This is a genomic window from Bacillus sp. ILBB4 (genome assembly GCF_035064545.1).
GTDB lineage: Bacteria > Bacillota > Bacilli > Bacillales > Bacillaceae_H > Priestia.
Genome location: NZ_JAIQVD010000004.1, coordinates 626,355 through 641,398 on the forward strand (window position 1 = coordinate 626,355; position 15,044 = coordinate 641,398).

16 protein-coding genes are annotated in these 15,044 nt (G+C 39.1%); 5 read left to right on the forward strand and 11 right to left on the reverse strand.

From position 1 onward, the window contains the following. Positions 1-3 precede the first annotated feature (3 nt). Positions 4-870 carry a polysaccharide deacetylase family protein gene (locus tag LAV82_RS20340; protein WP_176528289.1) on the forward strand — a complete coding sequence of 289 codons (867 nt, stop codon included), beginning with the start codon at positions 4-6 and terminating at the stop codon, positions 868-870. A gap of 30 nt (positions 871-900) precedes the next feature. Here LAV82_RS20340 and LAV82_RS20345 read toward each other — a convergent pair whose 3' ends face one another. From LAV82_RS20345 to LAV82_RS20370, 6 genes are all read right to left on the reverse strand, one after another. Then, positions 901-2,025 (reverse strand): conserved virulence factor C family protein, encoded by a 1,125-nt coding sequence (locus LAV82_RS20345; RefSeq protein WP_013056691.1) that lies wholly within the window; start codon positions 2,023-2,025, stop codon positions 901-903. Positions 2,026-2,088: 63 nt separating this feature from the next. Beyond that, positions 2,089-3,984, reverse strand: coding sequence for an ABC-F family ATP-binding cassette domain-containing protein (locus LAV82_RS20350; RefSeq protein ID WP_499716797.1), 1,896 nt, complete (start codon positions 3,982-3,984; stop codon positions 2,089-2,091). After that, on the reverse strand, positions 3,965-4,618 hold the full coding sequence (locus LAV82_RS20355) for an HD domain-containing protein (protein WP_211079611.1): 654 nt from the start codon (positions 4,616-4,618) through the stop codon (positions 3,965-3,967). The genes LAV82_RS20350 and LAV82_RS20355 overlap by 20 nt, the downstream gene beginning before the upstream one ends. A 124-nt stretch (positions 4,619-4,742) precedes the next feature. Beyond that, positions 4,743-5,219: a glutathione peroxidase gene (locus LAV82_RS20360; protein WP_025752029.1), complete on the reverse strand. Its 477-nt coding sequence runs from the start codon at positions 5,217-5,219 to the stop codon at positions 4,743-4,745. Positions 5,220-5,280: 61 nt separating this feature from the next. Then, on the reverse strand, positions 5,281-5,799 hold the full coding sequence (locus LAV82_RS20365; RefSeq protein ID WP_025752028.1) for a hypothetical protein: 519 nt from the start codon (positions 5,797-5,799) through the stop codon (positions 5,281-5,283). Between the two features lie 278 nt (positions 5,800-6,077). Continuing rightward, the gene (locus tag LAV82_RS20370; RefSeq protein ID WP_499716798.1) at positions 6,078-7,766 is read right to left on the reverse strand and encodes a formate--tetrahydrofolate ligase; all 1,689 of its coding nucleotides are present in this window, start codon (positions 7,764-7,766) and stop codon (positions 6,078-6,080) included. A 351-nt stretch (positions 7,767-8,117) separates the two neighbouring features. Here LAV82_RS20370 and metA point away from each other — a divergent pair, with 351 nt between their 5' ends. Then, positions 8,118-9,029: a homoserine O-acetyltransferase MetA gene (gene metA, locus LAV82_RS20375; protein WP_499716799.1), complete on the forward strand. Its 912-nt coding sequence runs from the start codon at positions 8,118-8,120 to the stop codon at positions 9,027-9,029. A 203-nt stretch (positions 9,030-9,232) separates the two neighbouring features. Here the strand turns inward: metA and LAV82_RS20380 are convergent, their stop codons facing one another. Together LAV82_RS20380 and LAV82_RS20385 are read right to left on the reverse strand one after the other, a co-directional pair. Then, positions 9,233-9,421 (reverse strand): hypothetical protein, encoded by a 189-nt coding sequence (locus tag LAV82_RS20380; RefSeq protein ID WP_013056683.1) that lies wholly within the window; start codon positions 9,419-9,421, stop codon positions 9,233-9,235. 84 nt (positions 9,422-9,505) lie between these two features. After that, positions 9,506-9,916, reverse strand: coding sequence for a hypothetical protein (locus tag LAV82_RS20385; RefSeq protein WP_029321326.1), 411 nt, complete (start codon positions 9,914-9,916; stop codon positions 9,506-9,508). Positions 9,917-10,076: 160 nt separating this feature from the next. Here LAV82_RS20385 and LAV82_RS20390 point away from each other — a divergent pair, with 160 nt between their 5' ends. Together LAV82_RS20390 and LAV82_RS20395 are read left to right on the forward strand one after the other, a co-directional pair. Beyond that, positions 10,077-10,808, forward strand: coding sequence for a polysaccharide deacetylase family protein (locus LAV82_RS20390; RefSeq protein ID WP_146273971.1), 732 nt, complete (start codon positions 10,077-10,079; stop codon positions 10,806-10,808). Positions 10,809-11,274: 466 nt separating this feature from the next. Then, complete coding sequence (locus tag LAV82_RS20395; protein ID WP_013056680.1) at positions 11,275-11,439, forward strand: hypothetical protein; 165 nt, start codon at positions 11,275-11,277, stop codon at positions 11,437-11,439. A 123-nt stretch (positions 11,440-11,562) separates the two neighbouring features. On the opposite strand, the gene LAV82_RS20400 is transcribed toward LAV82_RS20395, so the two are convergent. Next, the gene (locus LAV82_RS20400) at positions 11,563-12,258 is read right to left on the reverse strand and encodes a peptidoglycan-binding protein (RefSeq protein WP_107917917.1); all 696 of its coding nucleotides are present in this window, start codon (positions 12,256-12,258) and stop codon (positions 11,563-11,565) included. Between the two features lie 132 nt (positions 12,259-12,390). Then, positions 12,391-13,140, reverse strand: coding sequence for a Cof-type HAD-IIB family hydrolase (locus tag LAV82_RS20405; protein WP_013056678.1), 750 nt, complete (start codon positions 13,138-13,140; stop codon positions 12,391-12,393). A gap of 245 nt (positions 13,141-13,385) precedes the next feature. On the opposite strand from LAV82_RS20405, the gene LAV82_RS20410 reads away from it, so the two are divergent. Continuing rightward, complete coding sequence (locus LAV82_RS20410; protein WP_499716800.1) at positions 13,386-14,228, forward strand: sulfurtransferase; 843 nt, start codon at positions 13,386-13,388, stop codon at positions 14,226-14,228. Positions 14,229-14,303: 75 nt separating this feature from the next. On the opposite strand, the gene LAV82_RS20415 is transcribed toward LAV82_RS20410, so the two are convergent. Further along, positions 14,304-14,948, reverse strand: coding sequence for a FusB/FusC family EF-G-binding protein (locus LAV82_RS20415; RefSeq protein WP_211079606.1), 645 nt, complete (start codon positions 14,946-14,948; stop codon positions 14,304-14,306). Positions 14,949-15,044 lie beyond the last annotated feature (96 nt).

The window sequence follows — 15,044 nt, forward strand, 5'->3', positions numbered from 1 at the left end:
AAATTGAACCAGCGATTTAAGCCAAACAAACGATTTTATGCATTTTTGTCTTTAGTGTTAGTGATCGTCGCCTCTTTGTTTTTTATTACAGAAGTCAAAGGAAGTGAATCCGCTGCATCTCAGCAAGTCTTAGCATCTACTGCTTTGCCGCTGAAAGAAGCTGCATCTTCAGTACAGCCTGAGAAGCTGCTTAATACACTTCACCATAATATGTATGTAGGAAATACATTAAACGATCAAAATCAAGCTCTTACACAGCCTGTTTACCTTACGTTTGACGATGGCCCAACACCTGATACCCTTCATATTTTAGATGCTTTGCGTCAATATAACGTAAAAGCAACTTTCTTTATGTTAAAGCATCAAATTGAGGCTCACCCTGAAATTGCTAAAAAAGTAGCACAGGAAGGACATGCTATCGGCTGTCACGGTGTCTCTCATGATATTCATGTCATGTATAGTGAAGATGGCGCAGCGTTAAAAGAAATGCAGGAGTGTCAAGCGACAGTTAAGAAAGTAACCGGTGTTGACAGTAAGTTAATCCGCGTTCCTTACGGCAGCGTTCCTTATTTAAAAGAGCCCCACCGTACAGAGTTGCTAAGCCATTTTAAATTATGGGACTGGAATGTAGACAGCGAAGACTGGGCACTTCGTTCTGCACCTAGAATTATTCAGGGCCTTGAACCTCATATTCAAGGGGTTAACTCCAATGGAAGAACACCAGTCATTTTATTTCATGATAAATCCTTTACGGCACAATCCCTTCCTGCTATTTTGACTTACTTAAAGCAGTCGGGCTATCAGCCTATTAAAATTGATAACACTATGCAGCCTATGCAGTTTCCAACTCCCGCTGCAAAACAGTCGTAAAAAAAGATCATTCAAGTGAATGATCTTTTTTTATGCTTTTCTGCTTTCCGTCATTTGTTTCCAAACAGAACCTTTTGCTTCTTCTCCGCCTTCGATACGTTCAATTGCTAGCTTGATTTGTAAATCTACCTCAAATTCTTTATCATTCTCTGCTGCTTTTAATGCAGGAAGAGCCGTCTCGTCCCCTACCTCGTATAAATACATAGCTGCACGCCAGCGAACAAGCTTGTTTTTATCACCAAGAGCTTCACACATTGCCGGAATACCTTCTTCAAAACCTAAATCTGACATGCAGTCTCCAGCAGTACGGCGCACAGTGACTGATTTATCTTTTAATGCTTTGTATAAATAAGGCAGTACCGCTTTTGATTCAATCATTCCTAAGTAGACCGTAGCTAAGCGGCGAATAGATGCTTTTTCATCATCAAGCGCTTTATTTAAAACGTCTAAATCAGCTTCTGTTGGATCCATTTGTTCTAAATGGGCATAGCGCACTGACCAATCGTTGTCTTCTAACATTTCTTCTGTAACTTTATAGGTTTTACGCGGCTGTACAACTTTTCCGCCTTCTTTTTCTTCTTGTGCATTAGACACAAGGCGAGTTAATCTTTCTTGCGGATATGCTGCTGCTAACTCTTCCACTACTTCGTCTCCGATAGCCGATAACTCTCCATAACGAACGCCTTGTTCTTTCCATTTCCGTTCTAATACCACATTATCTGAAAAACGTTGAAGTTCTGCTACCGCTTTTGCAAATCGCTCGGGCAGACCAAAGCGCTTTTCTTCATTTCCGTCCGTTAGCTTGACTTGCATCGGTACATTTTTGAACATTTGAACTGACACATTGACCTCACCAAAATGCTCATTCATTTTGTGCTGTTCACTGTTGCTTTGCAAATCTTCACCAAACGCTGCACGAACTTGCGGCAAAATTTGCTTCCAGTCATATTTGGCATTTCGCTCTACTGCCAAGAAGTCCGCTACGTGGTAGACTCCTTTTACCCCTTCTACTTTCAAAATGTCTTGAACAACTTCAGGGGCTGCTTCAGCATTTTTTTCCGTATAGTTATTGCTTTTTCCGCCTGATAGCACTTCGTCTAAATTAATTTTCATTGTATTCGGACTTGGCGTTGGCTCAATTGATTTAATGTTCATGTCGTATCGTACTCCTCTCATTAAAATTGTAGCATGTGGCTTATACTCAGTCTAACGACTTGTTTACGCGTTTTCAATTTCTTCAATCAGCTCTGAAAGCTCTGCCCAGCGATCAAGCAGTGCACTTAATTCTTCATTTGCTTTTTCTTGTTCTAACGATAGGTTATGCGCTTTTGTATAATCGCTGCCCACCTGTTCAATTTCACTTGTTAAGCGTTCAATTTCTTCTTCTTTTGCTGCAATATTATCTTCGATTTCTTCCCATTCTTTTTGTTCTTTATACGTTAAACGACGCTTTTTCGTTTTCTCCGGCTGTTTTGGCTTTTCTTCTTTCACTTTAGCCTGCTGAACCATTGCCTGCTTCTTCATCGCTTCTTCCAATTGATCTGTATAAGCTCCAAAATAAATCGAAATGTTTCCTTCTCCTTCAAAAACTAGTAAGTAATCTGCTACTTTATCTAAGAAATAGCGATCATGCGATACGGTGATAACAACACCTGGAAATTCTTCGAGATAGTCTTCAAGCACCGTTAGCGTTTGAGTATCCAAATCATTAGTCGGCTCATCTAGAAGCAATACATTCGGCGATGTCATTAATAATTTCAACAAGTATAAACGACGGCGCTCTCCTCCGGACAACTTTTGAATCGGTGTTCCGTGCGTATGTGAAGGAAATAGAAATCTCTCAAGCATTTGCGAGGCAGAGATCATTTTCCCATCCGTCGTATGCACAACTTCTGCCGATTCTTTAATATAATCAAGCATGCGTTGATTCAAGTCCATATCATCGCTTTCTTGGGTATAGTAAGCAACTTTAACCGTTTGTCCTCTGTCAATTTCACCGCTGTCCGGCTCAATGCGTCCTGCAATCATATTCAAAAGAGTAGACTTTCCGCTTCCATTTTTTCCTACAATTCCAATTCGATCTTGTTTTTTCACGATGTGCGTAAAGTCTGAAAGAATGATTTTATTTTCATACGTCTTAGACACATCTTTTAATTCAAACACTTTTTTCCCAAGGCGACTGCCTGCTAAACTTAAATCCAGTGATTCTTTTTCAGAGGAATCGATTTTCCCTTCTAATTCATCAAATCGCTGAATACGCGCTTTTTGCTTAGTCGTACGCGCTTTTGCTCCTCTGCGAATCCAAGCCAATTCATTGCGGTATAAGTTGCTTAATTTTGCTTGAGTTGCTTTTTCCTGCTCTTCTCGAATCGCTTTTCCTTCTAGAAAAGCAGCATAGTTTCCTTTATAGCTATATAAATTTCCACCGTCTAATTCAAAAATTCGGTTTGTAACAGCATCCAAGAAATAGCGATCATGAGTAACAAGCAGCACGGCTCCTTGATATCTGGATAAATATTCTTCGAGCCATTTAACGGTCTCATAATCTAAGTGGTTAGTCGGCTCATCTAAGATCAGTAAATCAGGTGTTTGAATTAGACTTTGCGCAATGGAGACGCGCTTTTTCTGTCCACCTGAAAGCTCACCGATTTTTGCACTCATATTTGAAATTCCAAGCTTCGTTAAAATCGACTGTGCGTTAGAATTGGCTTCCCACGCGTTCATCGCATCCATTTTCTGCTGCAAATCATACAATGTTTGCTGATTTTTTTCGTTTGCAGAGTCTTGCTCTAACGCATACAGAGCTAGCTCATAGTTTTTTAATAAGTTAAGAAGAGGCGTATCTCCGCTGAAAACTTGCTCCAAAACCGTTAAGTCTTCATCAAAATCCGGATGCTGCGGTAAATATGTCACGCTGTAGTCTTTAGCATGAACAATATCTCCTTCGTCCCCGAGCTCTAAACCTGCGATAATTTTAAGAAGCGTTGATTTCCCTGTTCCGTTTACACCGATTAAGCCGATTCGCTCATTTTCCGTAATGGTAAATGTTAGTTGATGAAACAGCTCTTTTTCTCCATACGTTTTTGTTAAGTTTTCAACAGTCAGCATTTTCATAATGATAATTCCACTCTTTCTTAAATTGAACTAAAAATTCTTTCATATATGTATGTCGCTCTTGCGCTAGAGACCATGCTGTTTGAGTATTCATTAACGCAGTGAGCTTTAATAACTTTTCATAAAAATGTGCAATAGCCGTTGATTTCCCGTGTCTGTATTCTTCTTCCGTCATCTCACTTCGTACAGCAATGTTTTCATCATACAAAACCGTGCCTTTAGCACCTGCGTACATAAACGTACGTGCGATACCAATTGCACCGATCGCATCTAAACGATCTGCATCTTGAACAATTTGACCTTCAAGCGTAGCCATAGCCGGACGGTTTCCGCCTTTAAATGACATCGTTTGTAAAATGTGAACGATATGCTTGCAGTTCTCTTCTTCTACCTGCTGACTCTTCAGCCACTCCCGCACTTCTTCGTACGCCTTTTCAACATCTTCCACTAGCTTATCATCTACAACATCGTGTAAAAGCGCAGCTAGTTCGATAACTTCCCGATTGCCGCCTTCTTTTTTATATAAAAGCACTGCATTTCGACGCACGCGATTGATATGCTGCCAGTCATGACCCGTTGTGTCATGCGCAAGCTTTGCTTGAACCCACTTTTCCGTTTCCACTATTTTATTCATTTGCTCACCTCAATTATATCCACCATTATTTTAGCACAAAGTAAGGCGCTCGTCTCACTGACAGCGGATCACCGTTTGAAAATCCTCGCTGAAAAATAAAAAACAGATGGAGATCCACCTGCTTTTACAGCAATTCTTTTATATCTTTTTGAATATCTTTTGGTGCAGTTTGAGGTGCGTATCGCTTCACGACTTCACCTTGACGATTCACTAAAAACTTAGTGAAATTCCACTTTATCCCTTTGGAACCTAGTAGACCCGGTGCTTGTTCTGTTAAGTATGTAAATAACGGGTGTGCATGCTCCCCTTTTACATCTACTTTTGCAAACATCGGAAACGAAACGCCATAGTTTAACTCGCAAAATTGTTCAATATCATTTGAACTTCCTGGCTCTTGACCACCGAACTGATTGCAAGGAAAACCTAGAACCGTTAGGCCGTTTTCTTTTTCTTCTTCGTACAGCGCCTGCAAATCTTTATATTGAGGGGTGAAGCCGCATTTGCTAGCTGTATTCACAATCAACAGCACGTCACCTTGATAGTTAGATAGCGATACGTCTTCGTCTTTAATTGTTTTTGCCGAGTATTCATACACGCTCATCAAAACGCCTCCTTTTCCCTATTGTAATTCACTTTATTTCGGAAGTACAACTGAAACGCTCTTATGATTTGTCGTAAAGAACCTTTAGCTGATCAGTCGTTTGCAACATGTAATCAATCATCTCGATTAAATCTCCTACTTGGTCTTCGTAAATAAATCGGTTAAAGGTTACCTCAATATTGTTTTCGTATTCACTTCCTCCGACTTCATGAGTAATACGCTGCTTAACAACCCTTGTTGTTCCCCAGATCCTCTCACACATTTCCTGTATGTTTTGAAACTCAGCTTCTTCAAACGGTTTTTGTTTTTTCAGCTGAAAATGAATATAAACTGTACACCCTGGTTTTTCTACACGGGAAGGCGTTAATTCGGCATGAATGTTGTCTAAGTCGGTTGATAAAGTTAGCGACGCGGTACAGCAAAAATGCTGTTGAAAAGAAATGCGGTACGTTCGAGTAAACTGAGCTAAGTCTACAAAATCTTCGCGATTCGTAACAGATACTTGCCCAGATAAGTCAAGATCATAGATCTCTCCTTCTACAACAACTTTTAAATTATCAAATACAATCGGATCAAACATTTCAACTACTTCCTTTTTTATAAAATACGAACAGTCAGCTCTTCTTCTTTCTTGCCAAATTAATTCATAACATACCTGTTATTTTATTTTATATTGCAAGAAAGAGATTGAGACACAACTAAGTCCACCCAATCTACATCTAGAAGCCACTACACCCATGAAACTTATTTTTACCATAACTATGAAAAAATCCGAACGAGTTTGATTCTTCATCAAGAATCTTGCTTCATCGTTCGGATTTTCCTTCAACTAAAATACTCTTACCCTAGCCTCTTCTCTTAAAAAATCCCTAGTGCATGTCCATTCTCGTCAATATCCATATTGAGCGCAGCAGGTTTTTTTGGAAGTCCAGGCATTGTCATAATTGAACCTGTTAGCGCCACGAGAAACCCAGCTCCGAGTGAAGGACGGAATTCCCTTACCGTAATCTTAAAATCAGTTGGTCGCCCAAGCTTCGTCTGATCATCACTTAACGAATACTGCGTTTTGGCCATACAGATCGGCAGATGATCCCAACCGTTTGCTTCAAATTGCTGTATTTGCTTTAACGCTTTTGGAGCAAACTCTACGCCTTTTGCTCCGTATACGGTTTTAGCAATAGCTTCTACTTTTTCTGGAATCGAAGCTGACACCTCGTAAAGAGGAGAAAATTGACTTTCTGTCTCGTTCATGACTTCAAGAAGTTTTTCAGCAAGCATGACGCCGCCTTCTCCGCCTTTTTCCCAAACTTCTGTTAAAGCAACGGGAACATTCTTTGAAGTACACCAATTCATAAGCGCTTCTACTTCGCCTTTTGAATCCGTTACAAAACGGTTCACGGCTACAACATAAGGAACGCCGAATGCTTGAATCGTTTCAATATGCTTTTCAAGGTTTTCAATTCCCGCTTCTAATGCCTCAATGTTTTCTTCATTTAACCGCTCTTTAGGAACGCCTCCATGCATTTTCAGAGCGCGAATTGTCGCAACGATTACCACCGTTTCTGGTTTAATATCTGCCATACGAGCTTTAATATTTAGGAATTTTTCCGCGCCTAAATCTGCCCCGAATCCCGCTTCTGTTACTACATAGTCGCCTAGTTTTGCAGCCATTTTTGTTGCAATGACGCTATTGCAGCCGTGGGCAATATTAGCAAAAGGACCTCCGTGAATGAGAGCTGGAGTATGTTCCAACGTCTGTACAAGGTTTGGTTTAATCGCGTCTTTTAAAAGAAGAGTAAGCGCTCCTTGTGCACCTAAGTCTGCAACCGTTACAGGCTCATTATCCATGTTGTAAGCTACCACAATAGACGCTAAGCGACGTTTTAAGTCTTGTAAATCTGACGCTAAGCAGAAAATAGCCATAATTTCTGATGCCACCGTAATATCAAATCCATCTTCTCGAGGAACACCTTGCATCGGACCACCTAATCCAATGACAACCTGACGCAACGCGCGGTCGTTTAAATCAACCACTCGTTTCCACGTGATTTTACGTGTATCAATGCGCAGTTCATTGCCTTGATGTATATGGTTATCCAAAATAGCGGCCAGCGCGTTGTTAGCTGTTGTGATGGCATGCAGGTCTCCAGTAAAGTGCAAGTTAATATCCTCCATTGGAAGCACTTGAGCATAACCTCCTCCAGCGGCACCTCCTTTAATTCCCATTACCGGACCAAGAGATGGTTCACGCATGGCGACAATCGCTTTTTTACCTAATCTATGTAATGCCTGAGCTAAGCCAACCGTCACTGTCGACTTCCCTTCTCCTGCTGGAGTTGGATTAATAGCTGTAACTAAAATCACTTTTCCATCTTGTTTTGTGTGTAAACGTTCCATAACGGACAAAGAAAGCTTGGCTTTATAATGTCCATACGGCTCTAACTCGGCCTCTAAAATATCTAGCTGCTCGGCAATCTCTTTAATCGGTTTAATCGTTGCCTCTTGTGCAATTTGCAAATCACTTTTTATTTGCTTCTTAGTTGTCATATAAAAACCCCTTTTCTGCTGAGAATTCTTTTTAAACACTTCATCAAAAAAGGATAAAATCCGTTTTCTGGGGGAGATATGAAGTTTAATGAATACAGGAACGACTGCTCTATAAATTTTACTGAGTTTCAGTCACGCTAAAAAAGCATAGCAACGCTCCAGTTTAACCTTATTGTACCATTTCATTTTAGCCATTACGCATATTAATGCTCTTTTTTTTCAAAATTCAATTGCTTAATATTCTGTATATTCCTATAATAGTATATTGTACATAAATGTTGAACCTCATCTTCACGTGAGAAAGAACATTTATACGCGTCATTACTTCGAAATCGAATAGGAGGAATTTTATTGCCTATTAATATTCCACGTGATCTTCCGGCAAAAGAAATTTTAGAAAAAGAGAGAATTTTCATCATGGACGACGTGCGCGCGATTAACCAAGAAATTCGCCCGCTTAATATTGTTATCCTAAACTTAATGCCGGAAAAAGAAAAAGCTGAAACGCAATTATTACGTTTACTCGGGAACTCACCGCTGCAAGTGCATATTACACTTCTTTACACAGCAAGCCATAAAGCAAAAACAACGAGTAAAAATCACCTAGATCAGTTTTATAAAACGTTTGAACAAATTAAAGAACGAAAATATGACGGAATGATTATTACAGGAGCACCTGTAGAACATATACCATTTGAAGAAGTAAACTACTGGAAAGAACTTCAAGAAATTATGGATTGGTGTAAAACAAATGTGACTTCTACCCTTCATATCTGTTGGGGAGCTCAAGCCGGACTTTATCATCACTTTGGCATTGACAAGCGACCTCTTTCTGATAAATGCACGGGTGTATTTACACATGTTGTATCGAGTGAAGAACCGATTAAGCTGCTGCGAGGATTTGATGATGTCTTTTATTCTCCTCATTCTCGTCACACTGACGTCGACATGAATGAAGTAAAAAACCATCCTGACCTTGAGCTTCTTTCCTACTCTGAGGAAGCTGGTGTTTATATGGCGATGTCTAAAGACGAAAAGTTTGTTTTCGTTACAGGACACCCAGAATACGACGTTCAAACACTGCAGGAAGAATTTCTTCGAGATACAGAAAAAGGGCTAGAGCCAAAGCTTCCGGAAAACTATTTCCCAAACAATGATCCTGACAAAAACCCTTTAAAAACATGGCGTTCTCATGCCAACCTGCTGTTTATGAATTGGTTGAACTATTATGTTTACCAAGAGACTCCATATCTGTGGGAATGAAAGAACCGAGTGGCCGTATTTCAAACATAAAAAACGACAAGTCCTTATATGGATTTGTCGTTTTTGCATTTATTGTATTTCTTGTATTTCTTTTTTCTAAAGTCTCCCTTTCTTTTTTGTAACTAGCTAGCTTTCTTTTTTAATTATTATTTAAAACATAGTTTTACTAAAAAATAAAACACAATCTTTTAAGAGATTGTGTTTTATAGCTCTTTAATATATTCAATGACAGAGTCTGGAAATTCATTTCGACTTCCGCAATTTCCACAGTAAAATCCGCTATATTCGTCTGTCGCAACGTACTGTCTTAAAAGAAACAATGTTAACCTGTTTGGGAGACCGCATTCTGTGCAAAACGCCAAGTACTTGCTGCGCTGTCTGTTTGCTGACATACGTTTCATCCTTTCGATTAACTATAGAAAGCGTTTTCTTATTTATATGGAGCTTTCTTATCAGTTTATGACAGCAATTACGGCCTATCTCCAATTATTGTCGCGGCGAGAAGAGCGAAAAAAGCGCAGAATTAAATTAATGACAAGCACAATAGCCAAAATATTAATTAATAACCCAAAAATCCCGCCCAGTGCCCCCATATGACCAAGCAAACCTCCAAATAAAAGTCCTGCTAGCCCTCCATACAGAAGTCCACGGGCGAATCCCCCGCGGTTTGAACGAGTAACGCCTCGATTTACCGTTCCATTTCTGCGGTTTGAAAAATTAGACCTTGGCTCATTTTGTCTAACGCTCGGCTGTCTATTAAACGAACGCTTTCCCGAACGATACGACCTTGCACTTGCGTTATAGTCATCGTGATAGGAAATATATTCAGCTAAGGGAGATAAACTTAGCGAAAAGATTAATGCTACAGCGATCAGTATTTTTTTCATCTGTTTTTTCCTTTCTTGACCTAATAGTAACTGTTTATTATAGTGCGCTGTTTCATGCATATCATACGCTTTGGAACAAAAGGGAAATTCAGCTTCATACAAATTTTTTAATCGGGTATCATAACGTTATACTTTGTCCTAGAAAGGAGCGTGCATGTACATGATACGAAGAATTAGTATACTGCTTCTCACACTGTGCTTCTTATTTAATGGAGCCCTTCCTGCACTATGTAAAGCGGAACAAGTAAAAAATATAGCTGTGCGTGACCGTTTGCTTTATCAAGGTAATAACCACCTAAAGCAAACCGCCCTAACATTTGATGATGGACCGGATCCGCGCTTTACTCCACATGTATTGGATCAATTGAAAAAGCATGGTATTAAAGCAACCTTTTTTCTTATTGGGGCAAAAGCTTACGAACATCCTGAGCTGGTGAAAAGAATGGTAGCTGAAGGTCATGCTGTTGGGATTCATACCTATTGGCACCCCAATTTACTAAAAGAATCGACTGAAAAGTTTCACTGGGAAATTGCCAAAACTCAGGCTATTATTAAAAACATTACCGGTTTTGAAACACAGCTGTTTCGTCCTCCATATGGAAATTTAACGCAAGAAATGATCAGCGAGTTGCCAAATGAAAATGTCTATGCGATTAACTGGTCTTCTGATTCATTAGACTGGAAGCAAATCCCAGAAGCAGAAATCACCAAGAATGTATTTAAGAACATGCATGCCGGAACAATTGTTTTGATGCACGACGGAGGCCATTGGACCATGGACCTTTCCAACACCGCAAAGTCGCTGGATACCATCATTCCTAGACTTAAACAAGAAGGATATCATTTTGTGACCGTCCCAGAACTTTTGCACATCCCTTATCCAAAAAATTAAGCTCCAACGAGTTTCTGATTTAGAAACTCGTTGGAGCTTTACGATTTCCCTTAATAGAAAGTAAATATGCCCCTCCTACAAAAAGAGCGTGTCAAAAGATCTAATTCAAATCCATCTTAAAACTCAAACATATGCCTTATTTCTTCAAAACGTTATCATACTAAAGATACAAAATGAGGCATTCTTTTTTTGTTCCATCGCTCTACAATAGAGGGAATTTACGGATAACCTCTAAAATAGGTTTTAAGTTGCATGATTAGGAGTAAATATTATACTATGACTACTCTCATATTTTTAGACAAGCTGCATATAGATAAAATGAGAGAGTCGAACGCATTCCACATATCCCTAAATTTCTTCTTCTCACAAAAAAATTGACGAACTTTTTTTGTCAACAGGTGCGTATAGATATGATAGAATTCCTATATAATGACCTGGATTCATTTCTAAACAAGGAGTTTTGACTATGATTAATGAACAAGAGACGTTGTTATTTATTAAAGAACTTGGCCGCTTGTTGAAAGACTATCAAAACTGTTCAAACGCCTCTGTAAAAAGTGAAATATATAAAGATATCGTGTTGTTGAGCAATGTTATCCAGTTAGATCACGTGAACGTTTCTTACGCTTAGAAAATCCTTTTTATTTCTTTATAAATTTCAGTTTTTCTACTATAACTACAGAAAAGGAAGAAAAGAGACGATTTCCATCCATCTCTTTTCTTCCTTTTCTCGTTCTCATATTTTTATGTTTATTTAGAACATAGTTTTATTAAAATTGCTATAGAGTTTTTCGAGTGTCTTCGGTCCAACTATTCCATCTACCTGCAGATAAAGCGCTTGTTGAAAAGCTTTTACTGCTTTGAGAGTGGAAGACCCGAATATACCGTCTGCTCCTCCAGAAAGAGAATAACCTAAGTGAATAAGCATACGTTGAATTAACTGTACATGATTTCCTCGACCTCCGTATTCAATTAGCACTCTTGAAGCCTTTTCCGTCTGTTTCTCAGGTTTTTTTCCACTTCGAAGCTCCGACAAAGATAAACCGAATGTATATTGAAAATGAGGGTAATCTTTTAAGCTTGTCCAATCTCCTCCCCATTCCAACCCGATCCTTTTTCCTATCTCTCCCGCTTTTTTCCATCTTCGATCAATGGTCCAGTCAACTTCTCCGTTGTCATCAAGCAGCGCAATATCAAAAGCTAGTCCATAATTATGATAAGAATAGCCGCCTTTAGCATTAGTCACGATACTTCCTGGTGTTGCTCGGCCTTTTGAATATAGTTTATGCTGCTGCTCTATCGATCTAAATCCTTCAGTTATCACAACAAATATGCTTTCTTTATATGCTTGCCTAATGAGCTCGTACGATTTTTCTTGCACTATTTCATGTACATTCTGCAACTTATTTTCTGCTTTTTTTAACAGCTTGTCTAATGATAAACCGCTCATATTCCCCACTCCTTAACTAGATGGCTTCTCCTTATATATACGTATAAGACGAACTCTAAGGGAGGCATCCAGTATCAGTTTATGCGGGAAGTAGTTAAATGGTGCAACAGTGCCTGCTGTGTAGAGCTGCTGTTATTTCAGCACCCAGTGGCTGATAGCCTTCGCTACTCCGTTATTGACATTTGTATCTGTCACCCAGTCCGCTGCTTCTTTTACAGCTTCCTGAGCATTTCCCATGGCGATTCCACAACCTGCCGCTTCAATCATAGCCATATCATTTAAGCTGTCTCCCATTGCAATGACTTCATCCATTGAAATGCCCAAACGTTCACATACCGTCATAATCCCTTTTGCTTTGTTAATACCAAGTGCATTAATTTCTAGATTCGTTAAACTAGAGTTGCTGATTTCAAAATCTGAAATGCCTGCTATTTGTTTCAGCACTTCTTCTCGTAAAGCATCATCTGGAATATCGTAGCCAAACTTCAGCCATTCCTGTGAAGCAATATCTTCTGGAAATTCATCTCTCCATACTTTATCCGTAGTCACAGCCCAAAAGTTAAGCTTATGCTCTTGCGTTAAATTCCACATCTTCTCGATGGAAGAAGCATCAATTAACTTTCGTTCTACAAGCTGTCCAGATTCATCCCAGATTTCGCTTCCGTTTACTGTAATAAGGTAAGAAGACAGCTGAAGAGACTGCGCATATTCACGGCATGTTAAAAGAGAGCGTCCCGTACTTAATACCACATGAACACCTTGTTCTTGAGCTTTAGCAATGGCCTCACGATTTTCTTTAGAAATTTCCTGCTGATTGTTCAGCAGCGTTCCATCCATATCTAGTGCAATCAGTTTAAATTCTTTTTTTTCATTTGTTGGCATCTTTCTCTCTCCTTCTTATGAATAGTAGATATAACATTACGCTGAACATTTGGCTTACACTATGTAACTCTTACTACAACTGTAGCACAGGAGCATTTTCCTCTGCATCAGATAAGTGCTGAAATGGTCAATTATTCTACGGGGAATAATTGAAGGAAAATAAAATAGCTTTGCCGTAATTTATATTTAACGCTTTTTATTTTTATTTATTTCAACTAGAATGTTGGTAAAAGGATGTGAATATTATGAATACTATTATTTCACCACACGAATTACATACTGCATTGCAACAACCCCAACAATCCATTATTTTGCTTGACTGCCGATTTACCCTTGGAAAGCCTGAGGCAGGCTCAGATGCTTATCAAAATGAGCACCTCCCGGATGCTCATTATTTGGATTTAGAAAAAGATTTGTCCTCTGTGGCTACTTCCCACGGAGGCAGACACCCGCTGCCCGATGTTCAAAAGCTAGCTCAAAAGCTCGGCTGCTTAGGAATTAATGCTGATTCCAGAGTCGTCGTTTATGATGAACAAAATGGGATGATGGCTTCAAGAGCATGGTGGCTACTGCGATATATAGGAATTGAATACGTACAAATTTTAAATGGAGGTTTTACTAACTGGAAACAATCGGGATATGAAACAACTAAGAGCGTTCCAGCAGCTTCTCCTCAAACTTTTGTACCTTTCGTTCAACAAGATTGGGGACTTGCAGGAGTTGAATACGTAAAAGAGAATCTTCATAACCCTAATGTTGTTCTTGTCGACTCTCGTGAAAAAAAGAGATATCTCGGCTTAGAAGAACCCATTGATTTTGTAGCAGGACATATTCCAGGCGCCATTCATTCTTTTTGGCAAGATGTGTTAACTTCAGAAGGTTTATGGAAAACAGATAAAGAGTGGAAGGAGATGTTTTCTGCTATTGATTCTCACGCTGAAATCATTGTATACTGCGGATCGGGTGTATCTGCTTGCCCTAACGTTTTAGCTTTAAAATCAGCAGGTTTTCCAAATGTAAAATTATATGCCGGCAGCTGGAGCGATTGGATTAGCTATCGTGACAATCCAATCGAGAAAAACAGATAGACAAAGAAGGCTCAGTCTCACCAAAAGTATAGGGACTGAACCTTCTTTTTTTGTATTCTTCTTATTAGCGGCATGTTATTTGCTGAGCCTTAACATAAAATCATGAAGCCGCTCTAAGGTAAGCAAATTTTGATTACATGCTTCGCTATCTTGACAAATATAATTTCCTCGTTGTGTAAATGTCCCTTGAACAGTTCCTTTGATTTCAGCAGTGAACATACCGACTTCCTCGTAGCTGTGGCAAAGCGTGCATATTCCTTTCTGATTGATAGGCTTAAACGTTCCTTGAATACCTTTTAACTTCTGGGTATACGGCTCCTGCGCTACGATAAACTTTCTGTTTGAGCCTTTATCGATCCAGCTAACATAGGAAATGCTCGTTAGATCAATGCTATCAGCAGAAGGGACTTTTAACTTTTTCACTTTTGGAAACAACTTTTTCACGCCATCTTCTGTAAAAGATTTAAATGGAATCACGTAAGGCTTTATCGTTTCTAAAAACACCTCTGCTTGCTCCTTATTTCTAACTTCAGCAACTGACAGCAGTAATTCTTCCTGTTCCTCGCTAAGAACATCAAACACATTTAATACTTTTTCTTTTGCAAGAGCTTTTAAAGCCTGCAGCACATCAGAATTGTTTACTGTTCCATGCCCATTGATAAGGATTTGCGTTTGGCTTTTGATAAAGTTATATTGATCATTTCTTATAAACGCTTCCACGTTCTTCACTCCTTCTTCATTTAATCAGCTACTTTTTACTTTACCGTACAGATCCCTTTTATGAAATGTAAAAAATAAATCAGAAATAAACTATAC

What these genes read in the sequence shown, in the direction of transcription:
- LAV82_RS20345 (WP_013056691.1), bottom strand. Translation starts at nt 2,025, where the DNA reads ATGAACATTAAATCAATTGAGCCAACGCCAAGTCCGAATACAATGAAA.
- LAV82_RS20350 (WP_499716797.1), bottom strand. Translation starts at nt 3,984, where the DNA reads ATGAAAATGCTGACTGTTGAAAACTTAACAAAAACGTATGGAGAAAAA.
- LAV82_RS20400 (WP_107917917.1), bottom strand. Translation starts at nt 12,258, where the DNA reads ATGAGCGGTTTATCATTAGACAAGCTGTTAAAAAAAGCAGAAAATAAG.
- LAV82_RS20390 (WP_146273971.1), top strand. Translation starts at nt 10,077, where the DNA reads ATGATACGAAGAATTAGTATACTGCTTCTCACACTGTGCTTCTTATTT.
- LAV82_RS20360 (WP_025752029.1), bottom strand. Translation starts at nt 5,219, where the DNA reads ATGAGCGTGTATGAATACTCGGCAAAAACAATTAAAGACGAAGACGTA.
- LAV82_RS20405 (WP_013056678.1), bottom strand. Translation starts at nt 13,140, where the DNA reads ATGCCAACAAATGAAAAAAAAGAATTTAAACTGATTGCACTAGATATG.
- LAV82_RS20395 (WP_013056680.1), top strand. Translation starts at nt 11,275, where the DNA reads ATGATTAATGAACAAGAGACGTTGTTATTTATTAAAGAACTTGGCCGC.
- LAV82_RS20385 (WP_029321326.1), bottom strand. Translation starts at nt 9,916, where the DNA reads ATGAAAAAAATACTGATCGCTGTAGCATTAATCTTTTCGCTAAGTTTA.
- LAV82_RS20355 (WP_211079611.1), bottom strand. Translation starts at nt 4,618, where the DNA reads ATGAATAAAATAGTGGAAACGGAAAAGTGGGTTCAAGCAAAGCTTGCG.
- LAV82_RS20365 (WP_025752028.1), bottom strand. Translation starts at nt 5,799, where the DNA reads ATGTTTGATCCGATTGTATTTGATAATTTAAAAGTTGTTGTAGAAGGA.
- LAV82_RS20370 (WP_499716798.1), bottom strand. Translation starts at nt 7,766, where the DNA reads ATGACAACTAAGAAGCAAATAAAAAGTGATTTGCAAATTGCACAAGAG.
- LAV82_RS20410 (WP_499716800.1), top strand. Translation starts at nt 13,386, where the DNA reads ATGAATACTATTATTTCACCACACGAATTACATACTGCATTGCAACAA.
- LAV82_RS20380 (WP_013056683.1), bottom strand. Translation starts at nt 9,421, where the DNA reads ATGTCAGCAAACAGACAGCGCAGCAAGTACTTGGCGTTTTGCACAGAA.